We start from the raw sequence: 24,920 nt of genomic DNA, 5'->3' as shown, positions 1-24,920 counted from the left end.
ATTTTGTCAAAAAAAAGACTGGCAGTCTGTTGACTGTCAGTCTTTTCACCTGCATCTTTATTAGACTTTATGAAGCAGGAATAATAATTTGTTGTCCGACTTTCAGATTATACACATTGGTGATTTGGTTTGTTTTTGCAAGCAAACGCCAGTCCACACCATATTTCAAGCCGATGCGGTACAGGTTGTCCCCTTTTTTCACCACATGTATGACTTTATGGTTCGGAGTTGGTTTCTCCGGCTGCGGTTTAGGTGCCGGTGTTGGCTTCGGCGCTGGCGCAGGTGATGGTTCTGGTTTAGGTGTCGGAGCTGGGCTTGGTTCTGGTTTAGGTACTGTTGTCGCCTCACCTGTCAGTTTCAATCCGTATTCTGCGAACCCATCTTTATTGGTACCAATAAAGGACATAGCCGGATTCGCTTCAACCAGATCTTTTGCGTCTGGAGACGAGGCAAATACCACCTCAAGGTCATTCAGCGCTGCCGCCGTTACGCCTGCAGAAGGTTTAATTGGTGCGAGTGACCAGTTGCCATCTGCTGTAGGGTTAATCGTTTTGTTCTCACGAATATAATCAATAATCACTTGACGGTTCTCATCCGGTGCAGCCAGAACGATACGTTTGCCGTCCGGGTTAGCCAATTTGGATGAAGACGCCCGATAGTTGTTCGTTGCTACGATGAATTTTTGTGCTGGATCTACTGGCTTTCCTTCAAAGCTCAAGTTTTTGATCCGGCTTGCCGATTCATTAACAACCGTGGCTTTGCTGTCATACTTGGCCGGTTGTGTAACGTCAATCTGATAGGTTACGCCATCGATAACATCAAAGTTATACGTCGGGAAATCCATATTAATCAATTGCTGCTGACCGCCTTTAGCCGGATCGATCTGGTTGAACTGACCTGCTGACCATTCCAGCCATTCTTTCAACTCAGCGCCATTGACCATTACAGCATGTACCGTGTTCGGATAAACGTACAGGTCAGCTACGTTTTTGATCGCGATCGTACCTTTAGGAATGTTGGTGTAATAGGAAGCACCGGAGCGTCCACCTGCTTTGAAAGGTGCACCCGCAGACAAGACTGGAACCTTCTCATAGTCCGTGCCTTGCAATTTCTTTTCCACGTACCATTTCTGTGCATTCGTCACGATCTGAATGGATGGGTCATCCTGCACCAGAGCAAAGAAACTGTTGATTGGTGCTGTTGTCTCGCCAACCGGACCACGTACATATTTCAGTGTGCCTTCGTGCTCGTCATGAACCGCATCTACAATCGCCTGATCTGCATCCACCAACGGTTTTTTGTTTGCAGTATCGTAGATTGGACGTGCTTCTGTTTTGGAATCTACAACTTTCCATTTGCCGTCCACTTGCTCCAGATCCAGATCAATGATTCCGAGATGGTCACCCCAGAAGCCTGGCTCTACAGCAGGAACTCCATTAATTGTGCCTTTCTCCAGATCTACTCCCTTTTTGCCTTGGAAATCTGCACTAGGGAATACTTTGTGGGCATGTCCAAACAAAATGGCATTAATGCCTTCTACTTGGCTCAGGTACAATACGGAGTTTTCCATCAGATCGGTTTGCGGAATATCCTCAAATCCGGAGTGAGGGATCGCTACGATAATGTCCGCACCTTCGGCTTTCATCTTCGGAATAAATTTTTTCGCAGTAGCGATGATATCCTTGGCAATAACCTTACCTTCAAGGTTAGCGCTGTCCCATTGCATGATTTGTGGCGGCACAAAGCCGATCACGCCCACTTTAATGGTATGCTCCTTACCATTCTCGTCTGTTACTTTTTTTTCCAAAATTTTGTATGGCGTAAAATAGTTTTTATCATTTGTTTCATCTTGATCACCATCGTCTACATAGACATTGGCATTGATGTAAGGGAAGTTTGCTCCCTCCAGCGTCATATCAAGGAAATCGAGACCATAGTTGAACTCATGGTTACCGATGTTGCCTGCATCATAATCAAGCAAATTCATCGCTTTATATACAGGGTGAGTTTCACCCTTTTTCAGAGGATCAATCTTTGCTACATAATCTCCCATTGGGTTACCCTGAATCAGGTCACCGTTGTCGAACAACAGGCTGTTCTTTGCTTCTTCACGGGCCTTTTTGATCAGCGTAGCTGTCTTAGCCAGTCCATATTGATCCGTCGCTTTGTCGGAGTAATAGTCATAGTTGATCAGGTTATCATGAATATCCGTTGTTTCCATGATCCGCAATTTGACTTTGGCTGCATCTGCTGCCGATACAGGTACTGGAAATACCGCAAGCACGTTAAATGCAACGAAAGCGGCAGTCAGGCTTGATAATACTTTCTTACTTCTCTTCAAAAATAACCCCTCCCGGTTTATGTACATTAAATCATGCCATACAGCAAACACAGGCACAGAAAATAATAGATTTCATGGGTTGTGCGTGCTGATGATTCAATGAGTATTCATTGATGTCTTCAGGTTAGTTAATCTCACATGAACATCTATTCATATCTGTGCGTGTATTTACATATCAAATCATAACGTAATGTTAAACCATTGAAAAGCATTAATTTTTACGTTATCCGCACATACTTGGTCATCTTTACATTTTCATGCGTGTTTTCGACATATTTCGCAGCGTTTCAGGAAGTAATTAGGGTATAAGTATTTAAAATTACGTATATCACATCACTATTACATCAGGGACTCGTCATGCTAATTGGAAATATCCTTTAAAAAAACCGTGAAGCCAAAAAACGGCGTTCACGGTTAATCTATGACTGTTTTTATCGTCGCCTGACAACGAGGCTTCGAAAAGGTGGTTTTACAATTAAGAGTTACTGGATATACAATACACGTCTGAATTTACTGCTCCCACACATGATGCTCATGGTCTTTGCCTGTATATTCAATTCGCGCAGGTGTAATATCCAAAATCACATAGTTGGGATCATTAGGTCCATCGAACCATGCCTTCAACTCATCATTCCACACTTGCTCACGCAAGGCTTCATTTTTGGTGACTTCACACGTACCTTCAATTTCCACGACTTCTTTGGTGCCTCCAGCCTCGTAACCAAGCAGTAGGCTAACATTAGGATTGCTCTCTAGTTCCTCGACCTTGTGTGTACGACGGTTGGTTGCCAGATGAATATTCAATCCATCATTGAAAAGTGCCATATAACGGGACTTCGGCTTGCCGTTTTCTACAGTGGAGAAACTGCAATATGGATTATTTTCCAAAGCCTTTACAATGTTTTGTTCCAATTCATTCTGGTTCATGGGAGTTGCTCCTTTCGGGATGGGGGAGTGTTTGAAAGCTTGGCTTTGATGCTAGCTACCAACATAGTTATGCAGTGTGACCGTTACAGTGCCGAATCGTTCTTTCGATCGCTGTTATCCCCGGATTTATTATTGAATATGGTTTAATGGTAAATAATCCGGTGATAAAGGCGAGCGCTTCGCTTCTTCAGAATCGACTTCGTCCCCTTTCACTACTTCTGCAGTTCTTTCATTGGTAGAAGCGGTTCAAAGCCCAAAAGCTTTGAACTATTCTTTTAAGATTAATTGTATACAATCTATGTCTCTAACAGTCGACACAGATTCCTAATGACACAATGTACAGATGTATATTTAAGCACGATTCCTTTAACATACGCCTGTACTTATAGTGTACCCGCCTCACCCATGATGAATCCCTGAACCAGAACGTACACGTGACAATTTTGGAAATGTTATTTAATTCAGATCCCCAAGGTAAATGCGTTGCGCTCCTTTATTCAACAGCAATTCACCAATAGTTTTGGGATACAGGCGGATGTTAGGCAGTTCATCGAGAGCAATCCATTCAACAGCAACCTGATGATCATCCGGATTAGAGCCTTCGAAGACCGATGCTTTTGGATCAACCAGACGGCATGTAAAATAAAACTCCACCTGATGGATATCCCCGTCCCACTCGGCGAACTCATGATTGGCACCGATATATTCACGAATATGTAAAAGTTCACCTACATCCACAGCCTGACCAATCTCCTCCAGACATTCCCTTGCAACCGCGTCTTTCAGTTCTTCCCCCTTCTCCTGTCCACCTCCAGGAAAAACATAAGCATCGCCATACTGATCTTGTAAACGAATCAGTAACAAACATCCATCCTGAACAATGACCGCTTTAGCCGAATTCCGTATAGGTTTCATCGTATACAATTCCTCCATTTTCGTTTCAAATACTGCCCTCTATATTTTATTTCGCTTGATAAGCGGTCAGCGTAACACCCTCACTTTCCAGCATTCGGCGAATCTCTTGAGCAAACGTCAGCGCATGTGAACCATCACCATGGATGCAGACCGTATCTGCGATGATGGGAACAGGAACTCCATCCGTAGATATGACTACACTATCCTTGATCATACGAATTACCTGAGCCAGTGCTTGTTCAGGCAGCTCGATAAGTGCATCTTCATGACTGCGAGGCGTTAGCCTGCCGTCCGAACCATAGGTCCGATCCGCAAACACTTCGTTGACACCGCGCACACCGATATGTTTTGCAGCTGTGATCAATTCACTGCCTGCCAAACCGTATAAATAAAGCTCCGGCTGCACCTTATAAACTGCTTCGGCAATAGCCTCGGCAAGATTCGCATTAGCCGCTGCCATATTGTACAATGCCCCGTGTGGTTTCACATGATGCAGATGCCCGCCACTGGCACGGACAAAAGCATTCAGTGCCCCTAACTGATATACGACCATGTCATAGGCTTCCCGAGGGGTAATTTCCATCATTCTCCGCCCAAATCCTTGCAAATCAGGCAACCCCGGGTGAGCACCAATTGCTACATGATGTGCCATTGCCCGCTCTACCGTCAACCGCATGACGGCAGGATCACCCGCGTGGAATCCACAGGCGATATTTGCCGACGTAATCAGAGGCAGGATGGCCTCATCGGAACTCATCATCATGTGGTAAGCTCCATAACTCTCACCGAGATCACAATTGATATCCAGCTTATAAGAGGTGTCCATTATATCGTCTCCATTTCGGCCATTTTCCTGCGAATCAGTTGATCCAGCAGTCGCAAGTCTCGCTCTCTTCGGATATAAAGGCTGCGGGCTTCTTCATTCGTAATGGGTGCAAAAGAAATGCGGCTTCCCGGCCTGGATTGAGCCAAAACTGGTAAATCGACTGTAGCAACCTGTGCAATCACAGGATATCCCCCAATCGTCTGGTGATCCGCCATTAATACGATGGGCTGCCCATCCGAAGGTACTTGGACCGTGCCAAAGGTGACTGCCTCGGATAAACGATTCAACGGCTGATCCAGCTCCAACCGCGAACCCTGCATCCGGTATCCCATGCGATCGGATTGGGAAGAAACCACATAATCTTCAGCGTAAAACTGCTTGAGACTCTCTGTGGTGAAATACGAATGTTCCTGACCTTGCATCACTCGAATGATAGGTTGACCGTAATAATCAGGCCTCTCCCTCTCTGATAAAAGCCATGCAGGAGCCGCTATAGATTTGTTTTCACCCCATCGTATGTGCATTACGCTTATCCATTGTTGGACTTCATCCGAGAGAATACCTGTTTCAAGCACATCTGCCACACGCAGAGGTCTCCCGTGAACACCACCGAGCGCAGTCTTGAGATCCGTGCTTCGGCTGCCCATCACTTCAGGCACATCAATCCCGCCAGCAAAAGCCAAATATGCACGCAAGCCGTGTCGACATGCACCAAATTTCAATATGCTCCCAGCCTGTAATAGCACAGGACGCCACATGGGCACAGGTTGCTGATCTACCGTGGCACTAAGATCTGCGCCACAGAGCGAAATCAGCTGATTTTGAAGCAGTCGCAACTCCGGCCCGGCCATCGTAATTTCAAGTACCGCTTCATGCCTGGAGTTACCGACAAGTATATTCGCCGCTCTGGCTGCAAACGTGTCCATGACACCGCCAACCGGCACACCATAGCGGCGATATCCGATTCTACCTTCATCTTGAACGGTCGTTAACAAACCAGGACGAATGATCTCCATACTCATCATTTCTCCTCCTTCCGTGCCAGTTCCAGGAATTCCTGCATGGTTACGGGCTGAAAACGAACATAGTCACCAGCTTCAAGTAGACTTGGAGGATTCATCTCCGGGCGGAACAGACGGACAGGTGTCCGTCCAATGCATTGCCACCCGCCTGGCGTCGCCACCGGATAAATGCCAGTCTGTGAACCTCCAATGCCTACCGTTCCGGCCTCTACTCGAAGTCTTGGCGTTGCCCGCCTTGGAGTAGAAATTTGCTCAGGCAGCCCTCCCAAATACGGAAAACCAGGAGCAAATCCAATCATATGTACAAGGTAATCCACAGAAGAATGGATCGTAATGAGATTCTCTATCGTCAAACCATGTTCATCAGCCACATACCCCAGATCAGGTCCAAACTCTCCACCATAACATACCGGAATGGACACAATCCTTCGGGAAGTTATCCCCTCACCGGATTGCAAACCTTTAGATTTTTCCCATGGATTTGAGGGATTCAATTCATTTCGTTCAACCAGTCCATCTGTTTCTTTGAGTTGTTTGGGTTGTTTGGGCTCTTTTAATTGTTTTGGTTCATTCAGTCGGTTCAGTTGGAGTAGCAAAAATTTGCTTATCTCCCCATAAGACGAAACCCATGGATCATAAAACAAAGTAACCGACAAATAGGAAGGTACCCACTCCACAGCAGCTGCCACCGACCCCTTCTCCAAAAAAGCACATACCGACATCACCCTCTGGTGTACCTCTTCAGATAGCGTATCGCCACAACGAATTACGATTGCACGCTCTCCCAGTGGAGATAACCTGTCCACCGTCCAGACATAGGGGAGTGTGTTCATGGCTTTCCCTCCTCTTGTCAGTGTCTAACCTCTGACGTCTAGTGCTCTCAACAACAGTGAACGAACCGTCGGAAACGGTTCAGACTCTTTGTCTCGTATAGCAAAATAAAGCGACTGCATGAACATTCGGATATTCAAGCTCATTTGACTGATTTCTTGCAAAGTTTTATCGTCCTTAGCCTCTCCGTTTCTTTCTGTCTGAAGCAACTCAGTCCAGGCCGCAAGCTCTGTCTGCTCTATCAGGTTACGACTCAAAATCGTCACCGCCGCTTGAGCCATACGCTGATCTTCATCATAGATGTACGCTTGGCTGGACTCTGTTACTTTTATCGAGAGTGCATGCAAGAGCTCCAGCAAATCTGCGCTTTCGAGATACGGTGACTGAGCCAAATCTTCAACCGCATCAGCGGCGTGAGCCGGCGCGTGAGCCCACCCTTTATCCTCTACGTAACCCCGAACATCCCGTTCACCTTTTAGATAAGTAATTAAACTCCCCTGAATCCGTGCCATGTCTTCCCGCTGTAAGAAAGAACGCTGACGGTCGATGCCCAGAATCGGCGGCAGGATCAAGACAGAAAACGTTCGCGTGAATACACTGTCTGTTCCCTGCTCCCCGATTCTATAGAAAAGATGCCCATCATCCAATGCTAAATCCAGCAAATTTTTAAGCTGTTGATTCGAAAAAACGTTCTGAACAATCCATGTCGCCAGCGTAACGTAAATAAGCTCATCTCGCAGCACTGGGTCTGGATTACCAATATGCTGCATCATATGCAGTGCCAATTCATACCGTTGCTCTATCTGATCTGCAGCAAAATCCACGGCACGAAGCTGCTGTAGCTTATGCTTTAATGTCATTGCGTCCATTTACAGTGTTCCTTTCCCTGGCTCCAGATGCAGGCTGCAATTGTACAATTCGCACTGCCATGTCTGATCCTGATGCACCATTCGTGTAATCGATGTGTTCCCCAGCTTTACGCTGATATCCAGTTCCGGTACCAGTGCCCGCAGCGTATTACGAAGCACAGCCCCGTGACTCACCACAATGACTCGTCCATTCGGATGTTGCCGAAGGATATCTTCTAACGCCGCTTTCCCTCGGGAAGCACCTGCGTCCGGGTGTTCTTTTCCTAGATCGAGCGACCCCCAATCTGCTCCCCATTTCGCAATACGTTCCTCTTCTGTTGTGCCCTCTACCTGACCTCCGCCCATTTCGCGTAATCTCGGATCGAGATGAATCTCCTGAATACCAAGCCGCTCTGCGATAACACGAGCCGTTTCACTCGCCCGCTCCAAGTCACTGGCATAGATGGCATCCCAGGATTCCTCCGCCAACCTCGCCGCCAGTAAAGCCGCCTGTTCTCTGCCCTCCTGATCAAGCGGATTGTCCGTCTGTCCCTGCGAACGTTTTTCTTTATTCCACGCCGTACTGCCATGACGTATCAATGCAATCTGTGTCATCGTTTGTAATCCCTCTTTTCTCTAAAGCTCATTCAAGCTCGTCCTCTGTAAAATGTTTTCTGGTCTTTGGCTTCAAAAACTTGCCTTCGTTATAGGTATTTGACCCGTTTCTGGGGATAGAGAGACTATCCCACGACGTCTCTTTTAACATTTTGGCCGTGTGCACAATCTGCCCCACATGATACGGATAATGCGCCAACTGCCGCATCATCGCTTCCATAATGGTATGGCCCTCATTCCGAATATATATGATCTGAGACAGGTGATCCGGAGTAAACGAACGCAGTGCTCCCAGCAGACAGTCCCAGCCTTCTTCCCATTTGGCAAGCAACTCTTCCCTCGTATGAAAATCCCCCACAAATTCGGCATCACGCTCACGCCATGGTTTCTCACCATCCGTTGTCAGCACATCCGTCCAGCGGGATCGCATATTGCCCCACAAATGCTTTACGATGACTGCAATGCTGTTGGTGTCTTCGTTCCATGTCTGGAACAACTGCTCCGTCTCCAATTGCTCCATTGCGCGTTCACCAAGCTGCTTGTAGTAGAGGAACTGTTTCTCCGCTGTTTCTAAAAAAGCCTGATTCATATCCATCCGTCTTACCCCCATTTCGTAAAGTTATGCCGGGAAAGAAAACGTGCCGTCTGCATTCGGTTCAAAGGTCAGGACCTTACTTACCGCATCCAGATTTAGTTCTCCGTAGATGTGTGGAAATAACTCGTTCAATTCATACAAATCTTCATAGACCAGCTCTGCCTTCAACGTTCTCTCTTCAATCCCGAGTAGCAACAGGTCGGTACGTCCTGCGTAATACTGACCAGCGACCCACGGAATCTGCTCTGCAGTGGAACAATGAATAAAGCCGTCCGTTTCTAAACTCTCTGGTGCATACGTGTCTCCTTTGGATACTTCTTCCCATACGGAACGGGAAATAATGCTGTAGATCATTGGTTTTCCTCCTCAGTCGCTGTAAGACAGCTCTATTAATCAACTATTATAGATCATCCCGAATACGGGCGTATATTTTCTGGTCGGTAAATACACCTTTAATTCTCAACTGCTTGCGCAGCACCCCTTCTTGCACCATGCCCAGCTTTTCCATCACACGCGCAGAACCGATATTACCTACATTACATCTTCCCTCTAGTCGGTTACAGTCCAGTTGCTCGAAGCAGTAATCAACGATAGGTTGCATCGCTTCCACGGCAAGCCCCTTGCCCCAATAGGCACTACCAATGGCATAGCCCAGTTCACCACTCTGCATGGATTCATCCAGATCAAAAATACCACCTCTTCCAATCAGTGTACCCGTTTCTTTCAGCACAAAAGCCCAGATATATACCGCTTTCTGCTCGTAGTTTCGTAGCACGCGCTCCAGATAACCGATGGAATCATCCTTGCTCTGGTGGCACTGCCACAAGCTTTGCTCACTCACTTTCGGGTCAGATGCAAATGCATAATATTCATCGAGGTCATCCATCGTAAGACGTCTGAGGTACAACCGTTCGGTTTCAAACTCAGGGGATGCTGCAAAAAGTTTATCGATATTCAATCAGCGTACCTCCTATTTATGAATTGACTCTATAAACGTATAAATCTAGTCAGGATAAAACGGTCTATAAAATAAACACATGAAATGCCGATTAGGTATCGGATTAAATCAATGACAAGAAATCCACGACCCAATATCAGAGCTCCCAACAACGTCGAACGCAGCTCGTTCAGCCAAGACAGTTGAATCAGCTGAGAAAATTCAATCATGCAACTGAACGTTACACTTAACCAGACTGCTCTTGCACGGCTTGAGTAGATGCATATCATACGTACGCCGAAATAGATCATACCTGCCCATAGCGCATCTCCAAAATGCTCATACACCCAGTGCGGCAAAACCGCTCCATAAGCTCTGGAAACTAGTCCCGCTGCCATCGTGATGATCACGGCGATGAAGTAGACCCATCTATTTTTAATGGACAGCCCGTTCTGATGCTTCACAGCCGTCCATCCAGAACCTTTAAGATGAATTCCGTTTTGGCTGTGGTATAGGATTCTCTGTCGTTTTTATTCTCATCTGCAAGTTTGATTTTCAGTTCGGCGTAGGCCTTCACCAAATCCGGCCGAGATCTCAGTACATCCCGAAACCGGATCTGCCGCTCCCAACGTTCCTCACCTGGACGCATGAGATGCAGATGCACAGCTCGTTTCCCATCTTTAACTTTGACCCAGAAACGTCTGTATTCCCGGCCATCCAGTTCAGGCGGAACGTAGTTCCAGCCTACAGGGTTCAACTGCTCGGCAATACGTTCCATGTCATCCCAAGACTGCACCTCCCCCATCAGATCGATAATTGGCTTGGCAGACAAACCAGGTATGGAGGTGCTCCCTATATGTTCGAATTTATGTAAATCCAGGTTCTTCAAAAGTTCCCTTAACTGCGCAATTTCTTCCTCAGCCTGCGTAATCCAAGCAGAGTTAGCTTCTACAACTTCTACAGGTTCCGTGGCCCATGCAGGCCAATTCTCAGGGTTCATATCATCCGTCATTTCTATGAACACTCTCCTTATAAATTGTATTCTATGTTCAAAAAGGAGGCGCATAAGTACGCCTCCCCCTTAGTATACATGGATTCAATTCGATCTGATATTGATATGTAACAGGCTTTGAACAGGAATCACCTTGCTTCAGTGCCCTCATATGGCAAGAAGACGTGTTGTTTTAATGATTATTTCACCGTTACGGGTATCGTCACTTTTTTATTGCCCCATTTGGCCGTAATACTCGTTTTACCTTTGGCAACAGCAATGATTCTGCCACCAGTTACAGTGGCGATATTCGGTTTGGAACTGCTCCACACCGCACTTCCCGTTACCAGCGTGGTTTTCCCTGTATCATACTGAGCTATCACACCCAGTGTTGTGCTAGACTGCGGAGATAAAACCAGACTCTTCTGACCCGCAATCAGCTTTTGGAGCGTAGGCACTACGGTGACTGCTGCAGTGATGGTCTGACCCTGATATGTGCCCGTCAAAGTGGCTTGTCCTTCGCTCAACCCTTTGACCACACCGTTCTTCACTGCGGCCACACCAGGGTTGGATGAAGTCCATATAATGGATTTGGATAAATTAACCGTCTTACCGTTAGAATACGTCCCCATCACTTTAAGTGGGGCAGACTTCTTGATAGTTAACTGAATCGTTGCCGGTGTAACAGCAATCTTGGTGATAATATCGGTGACGGTTACTGGTACTTTAACGATAGTTGATCCGTATTTCCCTTGCAGAATCACTTTACCAGGAGTAACACCTTTGACCTTTCCGTTCTCGATCACAGCGAGTTTACCCGATATGGTCCATACGATGTCGGATGTGACATCCTCCTGCTTACCATTGGCACGCGTGATATTTACTTTGGGGAGCGTGCCTTCGTTTCCTTTTACAAACGTGTACGCACTGGGTGAAGCCTTGATGCTTTTGATTTTATCCTGCACCTGAACGAGCACCTGTGTTTTAACCCCGTTCACTTGAGCAACAATCGTTGCTTCACCTGCTGCAATCGCTTTGACTTTTCCCTTTGTAATTGTGAGAACAGTGGGATTACTAGTGGACCAAGTCACTCCTCCGGTAACATCCTGTTTCTGTTCCAAACCTTCAACTGTAGCCATCACCTGATATGATGCGGTCTCCCCCACATTCATCTTCTGCGGACTGCTACCTGAAAACTCCATTGAGACGACATCACCTGTTGCTGCCCAAACTGACGTAGGCACGACAACTGTGAGTGCAATAATCAGAGCAAGCATGCCTCTCAATGTCCAGTTTAATCTACTCATATCCAGTCTCCATCTCCCATCATGCAATCGTTTAACTTCTCTTATCGCCTAATATTTTACTATCACTATACTTTATATCGGACTTAAGGTGGTTAAACTTAAATGACAAGTACAAGGATAGGTAGAAGCATTTTATGATTTTCATTGTATGATCCACAAAGGTACGCTCAGAAGAAGAGATAGTCTTACTGATGAAAACTGCCCGCAATCGTTTTGAAAAAGCACTCAAATCCGGAAAGATCGAAATTATTAACGAGCGTGAATGGAAGCTGCGTTAAGAATACAGGTGAACTATGGAGCGTATACAAACACAGAAATACAGAAAAAAATTCAATGGGTTATTGATCATATGATTGAATAAAGAGGAACCCAATAAGGGCTCCTCTTTATTGTTATTCTTTATTCCACTAGCTCGACATCACTTGTATTTCTTCTATTCATGCTTTTCAAGCTCAGGCAAAATCAAACGTTCGGCTCCACCCATGTAAGGACGTAGGGCAACCGGAATATAAATACTTCCATCTGCCTGCTGATGGTTTTCCAGCAATGGGATCAGAATACGCGGCGAAGCTACGGCTGTATTGTTGAGGGTATGGCAGTATACCAGCTTGCCGTCCTCATCAACGCAGCGAATGTTCGAGCGGCGAGCCTGAAAATCATGCAGATTCGATGACGAATGGGTCTCGCCATATGCTTCGCGGCTTGGCATCCAGGTTTCGATGTCATACTGTTTGTACGTTTTCTGCGACATATCACCCGTACATACGGCAACTACACGATAAGGCAATTCCAGCCGTTGCAGCAACTCCTCCGCATGTCCCGTAATCTCCTGTAGCATCCGTTCCGATTCGGCCGCATCTGGTGCACACAGGATGACCTGCTCTACTTTGGCAAATTGATGTACACGGTACAGACCTCGTACATCCCGTCCGCCCGAGCCTACCTCACTGCGGAAACACGTCGATACTGCGGCCAGCTTCACGGGCTCTTTCACATCAATCACTTCATCCGCATAATACGAAACGAGCGGTACTTCCGATGTGCCAACAAGCCACTTGTTCTCACCCTGCAACTCATACACCTGATCCCGCCCTGTCGGGAAAAATCCTGTGTTCACCAAGGCATCCTCCCGAACCATAAGCGGAACTTCCAGCGGAGTGAATCCATGCTCCATCAGCAGATCCAGTGCGAGCTGCTGTACCGCACGGTGTAGTAACAGACCTGCCCCCTTCAAGACATAACTTCGCGTTCCACCGATTTTCACGCCACGCGGAATATCGATCAGCCCATGCATCTCTCCAAGCTCGACATGATCTCTTGTTTCGTAGTCAAACACCGGAAGTGTACCCACACGTCGTAGCTCTACATTATCTTCATCCGACATGCCAACAGGTGTATCTGGCGATACGATATTAGGCACCAGCCATTGCAGTCTGGTCACTTCCTCCTGAATTACCGCCAGCTTGGCTTCCTCTTCCTCCAGCTGTTCATTCAATTCTTTTACCTGTGCCCGCATGGTCTCTGCTTGCTCACGCTCACCCGATTGCATTCGCTTTCCGATCTCAGCAGACAGCGTATTGCGCAGACGACGTGCCTCTTCCGTGTGCTGTAAAAGCGCTTTGCGCTCATCATCCCGCTGGATCAGAACAGCAATATCAATCTTAATTCTTTTCCCATCTGCTGCCGCCTGAACCTCTTCCGCATGTGCCCGAACCCACTTCATATCTAACATGGTCACCGTCTCCTTTGGCTAAAAAAATACAAAGAGCGCCCTCATCCCTTGGGACGAGGAGCGCTCTGCTCGCGGTGCCACCCAACTTGCCGAACCGGTTCAAACCTCCTGATTCAGCCTCTTGGTCCGCGATAACGGGCGGTTCCGGTTAACTTGGGAGAATTTCAATTCGCTCCCTGGCGAAAACGCCTCCGAGTTGGATTCTCTTCAACGGCATAGTCCGATCTGTAATTGTGTGTTTCAGTATATATGAAGACAGCACTACATTGCAACCCGTTGTTTTGGGAACCTGAATTTCTACACATCTGTTCACCAGAATCATAGCGAACATGAGTATTTCTACGGTTTTATGTATTATCTTTGTTGTTATAAGAATAACCTTTGATGATTCTCCCATCATCAATATCACGGATTGACTGGTTGTCCCGTCTGTTTCGATTCATACTCAATTTGGAAAAACAGCACATACCATTAATGCAATCGTTATAAAAAGATAATACATTAGGCTTCCCTCATTTCTCTATGTGATTCCAACTCAAATCTATAGACAACTTCAATTATTTGTAGAATCAGCTCTTGCTTCAAATCTTCACGATTCTGGACATTTGTTTGGCACAGAGATTTTCTAATCTTGGGTTCGAATCGGTAAATCACCTCCATTAATGCCTCTGGATTTTTTTGTTTTGCTTTTCTGATGAGGTCTCTCCATGTCTCGTTCATAATTGTCCCCCTTATGCATAATAGCTGTTCTTAGTTTTTCCAAAGCTTTTATTCTTGTCTTAGAGACACTTTGCTGTGAAATTCCAAGGATAAGGGCAATTTCCGTATCACGTAGAACCTTACAGATCGACAAGTTGATAATTTCTCTTTCTCGACCTGTTAGACGAAGGAATGCAGCATATAAGAATGGATCACTGATCTGTTCTTCTAATGTTCCAACTATGGATTCAAATGCAACATCAGTCTCGGTCATCAAGCCCTCATCTCTTATTTCCATATCCTCCAAAACCAAAGCATAACGTTCATTGAGCTTCCTTATTTTTTTATCAAAATGAATGGAATTATAATGAAGCATGCTAGAGATGTATCCAATAAAACGTCTCTCCGCATCTGAAATATCAGATGAAGCTACCGTATTTTCACCGATCATAGAATCTCCTCTCTTTTTGTGAAAATATAAATTAGCATGAATCGGAAGTTAAGGGAACATATGTTCTTGTTTCATTATAACGAACATCATTCATTATTACGTCTAAGATAAAGAGGTGTTTGGAAGAAAAAAGGACGAAAATATAGAGTGCTCACAATGAGGACAACAGGAGAAAAATGCTTGGGGAGTTGAAATAACAAAATAGACGTTATAAGCAATCATTACGTCTCTGGAGAATTTCCGGAATCCAAAGGTACCTTGCATTATCTACACATATCATGGTAAATATGCTAAAATATACCTACCGAAGGGAGCTGTGACTTTATGAATATGAAACCCAATAATCTAAATGGTTCCGAGGATGAAGCCACCAAACGAAGAGCAGAAGAAATGGCTCATCAAGCTCAGGGAAGTTCTTTAAAGAGCGGAATAATAACGACTTTGGTTTTAGCAGTCGTCATTGTTGGTATTTTTTATGGTATAGCTTACTTTAGAACTAATTAAAAAAGACAATAAACATAAAGTTTACATCAAATCATATCTGATTCTTTTCAGAACTAGATTCGTTTAACCTAGCACACTCCCCACATTCCAGATGTTATAGAAACTTGGAATGTATGGGGAGTTTGCTTATAAGATCGAAAAACCAAAAATCAATTGTTCTTTCTTGCTTACTTACTGGCAATATACTCATCCTTTCTGTAACTTGGATCATTATAGACAATCGGAGGCGTGCCAGGGCACGTCAAGGGGCGGTGACTTAACAGGGGCGAAAAAGGGGTAAAAGATGCACTTCAGTAGGTTTCAAGATATGCCCTAGACACAATCCAGTCACTGGCCTATAATTACACCTAGTAATGCCCGTAACTTCATAGTTTCCCAGGGGAGTCGGAATTGGCCGGCTGAGAGTGTATCCCATCAAGATACTAACCCTTAGACCTGATCTGGATCATGCCAGCGTAGGAATCGGAGTATATTGCAACGGCACAGCTATAAGCTGAACGCCACTCTCTCACGCCTGCACGCGTCCCGGATTACGGGGCGCTTTTTTTGTTTTCTTTTGACATGCAGAAACAGAAAAATGACGTTATTCGGATAACCCGCGAGTATAAATTCGTCGATTTATGCAAAGGGATTGGATATGAAGCCAAGGAGTACCCCCGTGCCATCAGGCCGGACATACCGAAGGAGAGAAACACGATGAAATGGCGTAAAACGATGGGAATGTTACTCATGTGTGTGCTACTCGTTACCCTAGCTGCATGTGGTGGCAAAGAAGCTGCTCCAGCAGAGCAGAAAAATGCGACTGGTTCGGACCAAACCAATGAGGGGAGCAGTACTGCACTGAAAGATGTAAAAGTCGTGCTCGACTGGACTCCAAATACGAATCATACCGGTCTGTATGCAGCGGTGGACCAAGGTTTTTATAAAGCAGCGGGTTTAAATGTGGAGATTGTACAGCCGGGAGCCGGCGGTGCGGATACGATGGTTGCCTCGGGTGAGGTACCGTTTGGCGTCAGTTATCAGGAAAGTGTAACTCAGGCGCGTACGCAGGACGTTCCGCTTGTATCGATTGCCGCAGTTATTCAGCATAATACATCCGGTTTTGCCGCTCCAGTGGATCGTAAGATCAAATCACCTAAAGACTTTGAAGGTAAAACTTACGGCGGCTGGGGTTCCCCGGTAGAAGAAGCGGTGATGCAATCCATTATGGAGGGCGAAGGTGCCGACGTATCCAAAGTCAAAAAGATTAACATGGGCGATGCCGACTTTTTCACAGCCGTGAAACGGGACATCGACTTTGCGTGGATATTCTACGCCTGGACGGGAATTGAGGCTGAATTACGCGGGGAACCAATTGACATGTTATATGTGAAGGATTATGCCAAAGCGCTGGACTACTACACACCTGTACTCGTGACCAATGAACAGACGATTCAGAAAGACCCTGAACTGGTGAAGGCTTTCCTGAAGGCCACTTCTGAAGGATATCAATATGCGATAGATCACCCTGAAGAAGCAGCGAACATTTTGATCAAAGCTGTTCCCGATCTGGACAAAGAATTAGTAATCGCAAGCCAAAAGTGGCTCAGCCCGAAATACAAAGATGATGCACCGCGCTGGGGTGAACAAAAGGAAGAGGTGTGGAAGAATTACACCGACTGGATGTTCAGCAAGAAACTGCTGGATAAAGAGATCGATGTAACGAAAGCATACACCAACGAATTTTTACCACAGCAATAATAAAATTAAGTGTAACCATGAAATTTGATATTTACACTTTTTGAACGAAGAGTACAGGGACAGCTTGAAGAAGCGAAGCGATCGCTTATAAAATCCGCCGAGTTTCCCCTTTCTACATCAGTTGAACTACTCGTTTACACATTAACGGAGAGGACAGAAAAAACCTGAAAAAGCGGAGCGGTCGCCTTTATCACCGGATTTTCCCCTTTGGAAAAGGAATCAAAAAATCTGGGGATAACAGCGATTGGAAGGTTATTCTGTCATCGGATTGTCTGTGTAAACTTTCTTTAGTTAAATTTATATAGAATGGTTCAAAAAGCTTGAAGATTACAGCAATCGGGAAGTTACTCTGGCATTGAAGTGGCACGTGTAACGATCAACTTTTCATTTTACTCACACTCGAAAGGAGAATTTTCTCTCATGGCAAGTACATTGCTCAGCATACAGGTGATTCCCAAAACGCCAAACGGCGAGAACTCCTATCCTTACGTAGACCGCGCCATCGAAGTTATTCAACAATCGGGCCTGAAATATCAGGTCAATGCACTCGACACCACGATGGAGGGTGAACTGGATGAGCTGCTGGAGGTTGTCCGCAAAATGCACGAGGTGCTTGTGGAAGCTGGAAGCCCCAGCATCATCTCCCAGATCAAAATCGCACACAGTCCGGACGGATTCAGCATGGATACACTGACGGAGAAATATCGCTAATGTTCACCTATTTCAAAAGTGTATGGCCGCCCCTTGTGGCGGTTATTCTCTTTATTGCCATATGGCAGGGGGCGGTCTCCCTGTTCCATATTGAGAAATGGATGCTGCCTGCACCGTCTGACATTGCTCATGAAGCAGCTTCTCAGGCTGATCGTCTCGGTATGCATGCTTCTGCGACAATTCAGTTAACACTTATCGGTTTCGCGGCAGGGACAGCCGTTGGCCTGCTGATTGCGATGGTGCTGCATCTGATTCCTTTTCTCAAATCAGCCTTGTACCCATTACTTATTCTTAGTCAAAATATTCCAACCATTGCACTCGCACCACTCCTGCTGATCTGGTTCGGCTTTGGCCTACTGCCCAAGCTGATTACGATCATTCTGGTCTGCTTCTTCCCAGTGGCGGTTGCGGCCATGGATGGACTAACACGCACCGATGCGGCGATGATGAACTATATGCGTATGGCAGGTGCGAAGCGCCATCATATCTTTTGGAAACTGGAGTTGCCCCATGCCCTGCCATCTGTATTTTCCGGCGTAAAAATCGCTGCTACCTACAGCGTAATGGGAGCCATCATTGCCGAGTGGATCGGAGCGGATAAAGGTATCGGTTATTATATGATGTTACAGAAGTCGGCTTACCGTACGGATCGCCTTTTTGTCGCCATTATGATTATTGTGGCGCTGAGTCTTCTGCTCTTCCTGCTCATTGCGCTATTAGAGAAGCTACTTGTGCGCTGGCGCCCACAGAAGCGGTAGTTCTGCATATCAAAGGTTAACCTAATATGGACATTAGGATGTGATTCCCTATGAAAAGATACCCGAATGAACCTGTGCAATCCGCACAAGTTAGAAGCACACGACCCGGGGATGACGGCGTAGCTGCCACAGCTACTCAGGGTTCCATAGCGGAATCTGTACCACCAGCAGTACCTTCTTCCGTTTCCACATGGACGGACAGTAAAGCGACTGATGGGGCTCTAAGCCTGGATCACGATAAAACGAACAGTTTGGGGTACGCCCCTGTTCCACCTGCGCTGGACATCATTGATGTGCATGTGTCCTTTAAAGAACGACGGCGTAAACTGCCTGTACTGAATGGTTTGTCCCTGACCGTGGAAAAAGGGGAGTTCGTCGCCATCGTAGGCCCTTCTGGCTGTGGCAAAAGCACCCTGTTTCATATCATCGGTGGTTTGCTGAAGCCGCAGGATGGAGAGGTATTCATGAACGGTAAGCAGGTTACCGGACAACGCGGACATATCAGCTACATGCCGCAGCAGCCTGCCCTTTTTCCATGGCGAACCATTGAGGAGAATGTGATGCTAGCTGGCGAAGTTGCTTCAGCAGCGGCTTTCGCTGCTCCAAGCGCTCAGCCTGCCCCACGCGCCGAAGCACTTGCTGAGGCAAGACAGTGGCTGGGCAGTGTTGGCCTTGCCGGATTCGAGCGTGCTTACCCTCATCAGCTGTCAGGCGGGATGCAGCAACGTGCCGCTTTCCTGCGTGCGCTACTCAGCCCGCAGGAGTTGATGCTGCTCGATGAGCCATTCAGCGCGCTCGATGCCCTGACGCGGAGCGACATGCAGCGCTGGCTGCTGGATATCTGGGAACAGAATCGCCGCTCGGTGCTGTTCATCACCCATAATATCGAGGAAGCACTGCTGCTCGCGGATCGTGTCTATGTGTTATCGAACCGGCCTGCAGCCGTGTTGCACGAAGTTGCGGTTCCTTTTGCCCGCCCGAGACGAGATGACATCACGGAAGCACCAGCCTTTCTTGAACGCAAACGGCAGATTGCCCAGTGGATGAAAGAAGAACAGCAGAAAACCCGCCTATCTTAGATAGCGCGGGTTTTAGTTATATTTTTCCTGATTTGAGTGATCCAATACATTTAAATGGAACGTTACATATATAAATACCTTTGGTACAAGGAGGAACTCTCTCATGCATTCCCAAACGTTTGCACCGCTGATTGATGCCCATATCCATCTGGATCAATACACCCCCGAGGAACAGCAGGAGATACTGCTCAGCTTCAGGTCACAGGAGGCCTTGGCCATGATCGCAGTCTCCATGAATCTGGCTTCCGCTCAGTCCAATCTGGAACTTGCCAAACAGCATCCGCGTTATATCTACCCGGCATTTGGATATCATCCCGAACAACCGCTGCCATCCCTCACCGAGCAGGAGCAGTTTTTTCACTGGATCGAAGAACACATCAGGCATGCCATTGCTATTGGAGAAATAGGCTTGCCCTATTACAGCCGTGAAGAAGCACAGCGAACAGGCCTGAGCTTTGACCAGAGCGGATATGTTGATCTGCTGGAGCAATTCATCATACTCGCCAAGAAACACCATAAACCTGTCGTGCTGCATGCGGTGTATGAAGATGCTGATATAGCCTGCAACCTGCTGGAGAAACATCAGTTTACACGTGCCCACTTTCACTGGTTCAAAGGATCGAAACAAACGATTCGGCGTATGGCAAACAACGGATATTTCATCTCCTTCACACCCGATATTCTATACGAGACGGAGATTCGTGAGCTTGCCCGGCAATATCCAGCAGAACAGGTCATGGCTGAAACAGATGGTCCCTGGCCCTTCGAAGGGCCGTTTCAGGGACGAATGACACACCCCGTGATGACACGTCAGGTGATTCAGGCCTGGAGCGAGATTACCGGTATGGGAACCGAGCGGGCAACACGACTTTTTTACCGAAATACCAAACGTTTCTATCATCTGCCGGATTAACCGAAGGAGATTTAAAGCGACTTTGAACAAGGACATACGCATGCAAAAAGCCAGTCGGACTCAGGATGGAATAGCACTCTGTTAGTCAACCGTCGGTGATCCCAACTGACTCTGGAGTGGCTATTCAATCCCGTCCTACTGGCTTTTAAACTGACTTTTGAATTGGCTTCTGATCTAGATCATAATGTTAGTGAATTGTACAAATGGTGCAGCTTATATCTTGTACTATGGGACAATGGCACCGTTTCAGTGTCGTACTAGCGTTTCAGAAACCCTCTGCGTTCCAGAAATGCTCTCACTTGCAGACGTGCAGGCTCGGTAAGACGTTTCGCCATGAGTTCAGACCATGGCGTTGTACGCTCACCGTGGGTACGTTCTTTCAGGTATTCTGACGTGGTCACATCATACTCTTGAACACCTTCCAAAGTTTGCTCTGGTTGGTAGCGGTTATGATGTAATACAGCCTTTAGCGGCAGACGTGGACGAATTCCCGTTTCCTGATCTGTGACTCCGATGCACATGCCATATACCGGATAAACGCCATCCGGTAATTCAAGTAATTCTGCTACTTCTTCAATACGAGTGCGTATTCCGCCGATATACACAATCCCGAAACCGAGCGATTCGGCTGCAAGAGCGGCATTCTGAGAAGCAAGGGCAGCATCAATCGTAGCTACCATAAAGTTTTCGGTGGAGTCCGCATAAGACTCCTTCTCCGGAAGATGACGCGCCGCTGCATCTTTCAATCGGTACAGGTCAGCACACCATACGAGAAAGACCGGACATTCATTGACGTAAGCCTGCCCCCCGGCGAGTTCAGCCAGTTTGGCTTTCTGTTCCTGATCTGTCACAGCGATAATCGAATAGGCCTGTACGTTGCTTGAAGAGGATGCCATCTGCCCTGCCGCTACTATAGCGGCGAGTTGCTCCTCACTGACTGGGTCTGGCTTGAATTTGCGTACGGAGCGGTGTTTCATCATCAGTTCAATCGTTTCATTCATGGCTGTTCACTCCCAATCCTCGAAGTACGAACTCCACCGTCTGTTCGGCAAGTTCCTCTGTATTCATATCCTGATAATCAAAATCAAACCGTGAGTGCTTGGCCCGCTTATGTGCAAGGGCAACACCCATAACCTGAAGCATGGCATAAGATGCAGATTCGATCTGGAACAGTCCCTGGTCCTTACCTTGCTGCAAATACTCTCTCACTTTATTCCAGACCGGATCCAGATACTGAAACACTGTTGCAGTCCGATGAGTACGCAGCGTAATCTCCAACTGTACAATGTCGCTCATCTCGCGATCCGTCATCGTAAATTTCACGACTTCACCAACAATTCGGCGGATACCTTCAATCGGGGACATCGATTCCGCAGCCAGCATACTCAGGATATGTTCGGGGAAAAAATGCTCAAATAGCGCATCGAACACCTTCTCTTTACCGCCAAAATGATAAGACACCAGCGACACATTCGCTCCCGCCTCATCACAGATTTGACGAACACTCGTCCCGTCATACCCTTGTAATGCAAAAAGTTTTTTCGCTGCAAGCAATATCCGCGTTTTGATATCCAATTCCGGTTCCGTCATTTATTTCTCTCCTCTTATCCGTTCATGTGAGTTGCTACAGTCTTCTTCCCAGACTGTAGCAACTCACTTCATCCCATCTATTATATTACACCAAGCACCCCGATGAAAATCACCGGGGTGCTTGGTATAAACGTTACAGCTTCATGATGTTTGCTATATATTAGCTATTTGCCGGAGCCGGATTTGGCATACCAGCCGGTTTGCGTCCTTTTTTGAGTAGCGTCACAACAAGCGACAGCGCAACAGCAATCAACAGTACGACAACGATGGAACCTGCGGCAGATTTCACGCCAGGGCCACCCAGTTGCACGCTTAGAATACCCTGAACCGCATAGGTTGCAGGCAGGTAATGACCAATTCCGCCGTAGAAGCTGTTCAACAATTCACGCGGCACCATCGCACCGGACGACACCAGTTGCAAGGACAACGAGATGATGTTAAACACACTTCCTGCCGGCCCAAAGCAGATCAGGAAGAACTGGGAGAAGAACATAAACGTACACAGGAACAGTGCCTGGAACAACCAGAAGGCCACGAATCCTTGTGCAATCTGCCCACCCAGCGCCACGATCAGAGAAGATCCCAGCAAGGAAACAACCAGAGCGGAGCCTACATTAATGATGACCCGAGCGCCGAATAATGTCAGGCGGGAATACGTCGAAGACAACATGCCCATAGCCACCTGAAGATTCATGCCCATAATCATAGCACCTACATAAGACGCAAGCACCATCATCATCGGCACCATCTGATTGTTCATACCGTTCACCGGATTAATCGATGTCGTTTTGCCTTCGACACGATGGGTCAGGTTCGCAGCGGCCTGAGCTGCTTGATCCGCTGGAGCACCGGAAGCGGTCAGAACGGTCTGTACCCCTTGCGCGGAAGCTTGTTTATTTATGGTGTTGGTCACGCTCTGTGACACACCTTGCATCATGCTTTTGATCGTTACCGGATTGGCTTCATTAATCGTATATTTGATCTCGGCTGTAGCGCCAGCCGTTTGAAGGGATTGATTAAATCCTGCTGGAATGTCCAGCACCATATGCACTTGATGATGATTCAATTGATCCAGTGCTTCAGAGGCACTCAGGTTAGCCACGGTATGGAAAGGCAATGTTTCTGCCAATCGATCCGCAATCCCTTTGGAGAGTTCACCATCCTCATTCACAATTGCTACGGTTAATTCTTTGGTCCGATCGTTCACGCCGGAATATGCGGTCATCCAGATCACGCTAAAAATAACCTGGAACATCAGTGCAGTAACAATACCAATAATCACTGGTGGTTTTTTAAACAATGTACGTAGAGCCTGCAGCATATAATTTAGTTCCTCCATCTTCAAAATAGTTCTAATTTGATTTAAACATTCGTTTGAATCAAACAATCGTTTAAATTTTAAAGGTATATGTCTATATTGTCAATATACTTTCGTAACATTCAGAAAATTTAGCCAAGTTTTCATGAATGAAGCTGGTTTAATTTTCATAGAAGTATATTTTATCAATATAAATAAAAAATCCCCACAACATTACAGATTTGAAGTCAAAACAATACAACCTGACTCCTTTACCTACGTTGCCCCCCAATATCCAAAGTAAACAAACCATCCTCACAGTAAATAACAATCGTATTATCTATTTTTTCAAAATTAACTGGTCTTTGGTATCGTCCTAGCTCCTCGTTCGTTTCTGTATTCACCACAATGCAAACTAAATCTTGATTTGCATCTTGATTGAATTGCACTAGTACATGATCTACAAAAAAGTTTTCATCTTTTTTATTAAATGTTCGTCTATCATTAAATATTTTATTTTCACTTGAGTAATATAACTCACCTTTGACATTATATAACCCACTTGTAGTAAGTCCTCTCTTAACCACCTTTGCCTTCACATCTGTCCCTTTTTCATTTAAAGCAAAAGAATACGCTGTGTAACGATCATTTTTTTGATTGTAAGCCGTGTAATATATTGTAGATTCAATAATAACTCCTGAAGTTATCATTTCGTTTGTACTTAATAGGACTTCCATATTATTTTTATCATCAAATTTGAATATACTTCTATTTATTTCATTAGCATTTTTTTCATCTTCATATAACACGTAATAATAGTTTGACCCATCATCTGCTAATGGAAAAAAAGCATCCTGATTATTCTGCATTCCTAAAACTTTGTCTATCTTCTTCTGATCTTCACTAACGGTTAACAACACGAAACTATTTTCGATACTATGACCACTTACAATCCATTTACTCATGTTCCCAAATACATATTGAAATACGTTTTCTTTATCATATAGTGGTTTCCATTGAAATGTGGCTTTGTTGTATGTCCCTATCTGTTGTTTGGCTACATGATAAAGTAAAATCTCGCTTTCCCCGCTCATTTTATCTGGATATAAATCAGATTCTGCTTCACTGCTTTTATTACAAGCAGTAATTGTAATAATCAATAAAATTGCAGATAATATCATCACAATTTTTCTCATATTCCCCTCCAAATCTCCCATCTGTACATATGAATAAAATTTATGTCCTGTTATAAAAACAGAATGTAGATCGCATGGAAAGTACCTTTCCTGTT

Annotated in this window: 27 protein-coding genes and 1 riboswitch; of the genes, 6 read left to right on the top strand and 21 right to left on the bottom strand. The window is 46.0% G+C overall.

Annotated elements, in window-relative coordinates; translation table 11 throughout:
- Window positions 1-67: 67 nt before the first annotated feature.
- The 17 genes from AC1VYS_RS02480 to AC1VYS_RS02400 all read right to left on the bottom strand — a co-directional run bounded on the left by AC1VYS_RS02480 (window position 68) and on the right by AC1VYS_RS02400 (window position 15,037).
- Window positions 68-2,341: a bifunctional 2',3'-cyclic-nucleotide 2'-phosphodiesterase/3'-nucleotidase gene (locus AC1VYS_RS02480; RefSeq protein ID WP_482912856.1), complete on the bottom strand. Its 2,274-nt coding sequence runs from the start codon at window positions 2,339-2,341 to the stop codon at window positions 68-70.
- Between the two features lie 510 nt (window positions 2,342-2,851).
- Window positions 2,852-3,268, bottom strand: a complete 417-nt coding sequence (locus tag AC1VYS_RS02475) for a pyridoxamine 5'-phosphate oxidase family protein (protein WP_482912855.1) — start codon at window positions 3,266-3,268, stop codon at window positions 2,852-2,854.
- Window positions 3,269-3,724: 456 nt separating this feature from the next.
- Window positions 3,725-4,183 (bottom strand): NUDIX domain-containing protein, encoded by a 459-nt coding sequence (locus AC1VYS_RS02470; RefSeq protein ID WP_482912854.1) that lies wholly within the window; start codon window positions 4,181-4,183, stop codon window positions 3,725-3,727.
- Between the two features lie 46 nt (window positions 4,184-4,229).
- Window positions 4,230-5,009: a LamB/YcsF family protein gene (locus AC1VYS_RS02465; protein WP_482912853.1), complete on the bottom strand. Its 780-nt coding sequence runs from the start codon at window positions 5,007-5,009 to the stop codon at window positions 4,230-4,232.
- Window positions 5,009-6,031, bottom strand: coding sequence for a 5-oxoprolinase subunit C family protein (locus AC1VYS_RS02460; protein WP_482912852.1), 1,023 nt, complete (start codon window positions 6,029-6,031; stop codon window positions 5,009-5,011). The genes AC1VYS_RS02465 and AC1VYS_RS02460 overlap by 1 nt, the downstream gene beginning before the upstream one ends.
- Complete coding sequence (gene pxpB / locus AC1VYS_RS02455) at window positions 6,031-6,864, bottom strand: 5-oxoprolinase subunit PxpB (RefSeq protein WP_482912851.1); 834 nt, start codon at window positions 6,862-6,864, stop codon at window positions 6,031-6,033. The genes AC1VYS_RS02460 and pxpB overlap by 1 nt, the downstream gene beginning before the upstream one ends.
- 24 nt (window positions 6,865-6,888) lie before the next feature.
- The gene (locus AC1VYS_RS02450; protein WP_482912850.1) at window positions 6,889-7,722 is read right to left on the bottom strand and encodes a DUF2785 domain-containing protein; all 834 of its coding nucleotides are present in this window, start codon (window positions 7,720-7,722) and stop codon (window positions 6,889-6,891) included.
- 9 nt (window positions 7,723-7,731) lie between these two features.
- Complete coding sequence (locus tag AC1VYS_RS02445) at window positions 7,732-8,325, bottom strand: histidine phosphatase family protein (protein ID WP_482912849.1); 594 nt, start codon at window positions 8,323-8,325, stop codon at window positions 7,732-7,734.
- A gap of 28 nt (window positions 8,326-8,353) precedes the next feature.
- Window positions 8,354-8,920, bottom strand: coding sequence for a DUF1572 family protein (locus AC1VYS_RS02440; RefSeq protein ID WP_482912848.1), 567 nt, complete (start codon window positions 8,918-8,920; stop codon window positions 8,354-8,356).
- A 24-nt stretch (window positions 8,921-8,944) separates the two neighbouring features.
- Window positions 8,945-9,274, bottom strand: coding sequence for a DUF952 domain-containing protein (locus AC1VYS_RS02435; RefSeq protein ID WP_482912847.1), 330 nt, complete (start codon window positions 9,272-9,274; stop codon window positions 8,945-8,947).
- Window positions 9,275-9,320: 46 nt separating this feature from the next.
- Entirely contained in the window at window positions 9,321-9,878 is a 558-nt protein-coding gene (locus tag AC1VYS_RS02430) for a GNAT family N-acetyltransferase (protein WP_482912846.1), read from the bottom strand.
- A 29-nt stretch (window positions 9,879-9,907) separates the two neighbouring features.
- Window positions 9,908-10,321: a ribosomal maturation YjgA family protein gene (locus AC1VYS_RS02425; protein ID WP_482912845.1), complete on the bottom strand. Its 414-nt coding sequence runs from the start codon at window positions 10,319-10,321 to the stop codon at window positions 9,908-9,910.
- Window positions 10,318-10,869: a GrpB family protein gene (locus AC1VYS_RS02420; RefSeq protein ID WP_482912844.1), complete on the bottom strand. Its 552-nt coding sequence runs from the start codon at window positions 10,867-10,869 to the stop codon at window positions 10,318-10,320. Before AC1VYS_RS02420 ends, AC1VYS_RS02425 begins: the two co-directional genes overlap by 4 nt.
- Window positions 10,870-11,048: 179 nt before the next feature.
- Entirely contained in the window at window positions 11,049-12,155 is a 1,107-nt protein-coding gene (locus tag AC1VYS_RS02415; RefSeq protein WP_482912843.1) for an Ig-like domain-containing protein, read from the bottom strand.
- 433 nt (window positions 12,156-12,588) lie between these two features.
- Window positions 12,589-13,887, bottom strand: a complete 1,299-nt coding sequence (gene serS, locus AC1VYS_RS02410) for a serine--tRNA ligase (protein ID WP_482912842.1) — start codon at window positions 13,885-13,887, stop codon at window positions 12,589-12,591.
- A gap of 501 nt (window positions 13,888-14,388) precedes the next feature.
- Window positions 14,389-14,547 (bottom strand): helix-turn-helix domain-containing protein, encoded by a 159-nt coding sequence (locus AC1VYS_RS02405; protein ID WP_482912841.1) that lies wholly within the window; start codon window positions 14,545-14,547, stop codon window positions 14,389-14,391.
- Window positions 14,513-15,037 carry a sigma-70 family RNA polymerase sigma factor gene (locus AC1VYS_RS02400; protein WP_482912840.1) on the bottom strand — a complete coding sequence of 175 codons (525 nt, stop codon included), beginning with the start codon at window positions 15,035-15,037 and terminating at the stop codon, window positions 14,513-14,515. Before AC1VYS_RS02400 ends, AC1VYS_RS02405 begins: the two co-directional genes overlap by 35 nt.
- Window positions 15,038-15,361: 324 nt before the next feature.
- On the opposite strand from AC1VYS_RS02400, the gene AC1VYS_RS02395 reads away from it, so the two are divergent.
- The 6 genes from AC1VYS_RS02395 to AC1VYS_RS02370 all read left to right on the top strand — a co-directional run bounded on the left by AC1VYS_RS02395 (window position 15,362) and on the right by AC1VYS_RS02370 (window position 20,742).
- The gene (locus tag AC1VYS_RS02395) at window positions 15,362-15,541 is read left to right on the top strand and encodes a hypothetical protein (RefSeq protein WP_482912839.1); all 180 of its coding nucleotides are present in this window, start codon (window positions 15,362-15,364) and stop codon (window positions 15,539-15,541) included.
- 367 nt (window positions 15,542-15,908) lie between these two features.
- A riboswitch (TPP riboswitch) is annotated at window positions 15,909-16,021 on the top strand.
- Window positions 16,022-16,237: 216 nt separating this feature from the next.
- A complete protein-coding gene (locus AC1VYS_RS02390; RefSeq protein ID WP_482912838.1) occupies window positions 16,238-17,281 on the top strand; it encodes an ABC transporter substrate-binding protein in 1,044 nt (347 codons plus the stop codon).
- Window positions 17,282-17,701: 420 nt separating this feature from the next.
- Window positions 17,702-17,992: an MTH1187 family thiamine-binding protein gene (locus AC1VYS_RS02385; RefSeq protein ID WP_090918785.1), complete on the top strand. Its 291-nt coding sequence runs from the start codon at window positions 17,702-17,704 to the stop codon at window positions 17,990-17,992.
- Complete coding sequence (locus AC1VYS_RS02380; protein ID WP_482912837.1) at window positions 17,992-18,750, top strand: ABC transporter permease; 759 nt, start codon at window positions 17,992-17,994, stop codon at window positions 18,748-18,750. The genes AC1VYS_RS02385 and AC1VYS_RS02380 overlap by 1 nt, the downstream gene beginning before the upstream one ends.
- Window positions 18,751-18,800: 50 nt before the next feature.
- Window positions 18,801-19,829, top strand: coding sequence for an ABC transporter ATP-binding protein (locus AC1VYS_RS02375; RefSeq protein ID WP_482912836.1), 1,029 nt, complete (start codon window positions 18,801-18,803; stop codon window positions 19,827-19,829).
- 103 nt (window positions 19,830-19,932) lie between these two features.
- Complete coding sequence (locus AC1VYS_RS02370; RefSeq protein ID WP_482912835.1) at window positions 19,933-20,742, top strand: TatD family hydrolase; 810 nt, start codon at window positions 19,933-19,935, stop codon at window positions 20,740-20,742.
- Window positions 20,743-20,999: 257 nt separating this feature from the next.
- Here AC1VYS_RS02370 and nfsA read toward each other — a convergent pair whose 3' ends face one another.
- The 4 genes from nfsA to AC1VYS_RS02350 form a co-directional block, all read right to left on the bottom strand.
- On the bottom strand, window positions 21,000-21,743 hold the full coding sequence (gene nfsA / locus AC1VYS_RS02365; protein ID WP_482912834.1) for an oxygen-insensitive NADPH nitroreductase: 744 nt from the start codon (window positions 21,741-21,743) through the stop codon (window positions 21,000-21,002).
- Window positions 21,736-22,332 (bottom strand): TetR family transcriptional regulator, encoded by a 597-nt coding sequence (locus AC1VYS_RS02360; RefSeq protein ID WP_482912833.1) that lies wholly within the window; start codon window positions 22,330-22,332, stop codon window positions 21,736-21,738. Before AC1VYS_RS02360 ends, nfsA begins: the two co-directional genes overlap by 8 nt.
- A 160-nt stretch (window positions 22,333-22,492) precedes the next feature.
- Window positions 22,493-23,671 (bottom strand): YhgE/Pip domain-containing protein, encoded by a 1,179-nt coding sequence (locus AC1VYS_RS02355; RefSeq protein ID WP_482934462.1) that lies wholly within the window; start codon window positions 23,669-23,671, stop codon window positions 22,493-22,495.
- A 230-nt stretch (window positions 23,672-23,901) separates the two neighbouring features.
- The gene (locus tag AC1VYS_RS02350; protein ID WP_482912831.1) at window positions 23,902-24,825 is read right to left on the bottom strand and encodes a hypothetical protein; all 924 of its coding nucleotides are present in this window, start codon (window positions 24,823-24,825) and stop codon (window positions 23,902-23,904) included.
- Window positions 24,826-24,920 lie beyond the last annotated feature (95 nt).

It is taken from the genome of Paenibacillus sp. G34, from assembly GCF_056856875.1.
The sequence above is the reverse complement of the archived record's forward strand: the minus strand, read 5'-3'. Positions and strand labels throughout refer to the sequence as shown.